Annotated in this window: 1 protein-coding gene; it reads right to left on the minus strand. The window is 64.7% G+C overall.

All coding sequences use genetic code 11. From position 1 onward, the window contains the following. Positions 1-292 (minus strand): hypothetical protein (locus tag ACV22Z_RS35895; RefSeq protein WP_448080964.1); only part of this gene is annotated, 292 nt, incomplete at both ends.

Genomic DNA, 292 nt, shown 5'->3' on the forward strand with positions numbered 1-292 from the left:
ATCCGGTTGCGCTTGCAACCGATTGCAGCGCTGGGACTGTCGTCGTTCCGCTTGCCGTGCCGACCTGGGCGAGATTACCGCCCGACACGCCTTGATTGGCCGCATTGTTGCCGAGCGTTCCGCCCGTCGCGCCGGTTGCGGAATTCTGTGCGGCGACGTTCTGGTTGTTGACGTTCTGTGCGTCGATCGACACCGACTGGTTCGCGATGATCGTGCCGCCAGTACCGCCGATGGCGATCGGCGCACGAACAACGGGCGGTTGAGCGATCGTGCCGCGATCCCGCGTCGTGTC

The organism is Burkholderia sp. PU8-34 (assembly GCF_053427725.1).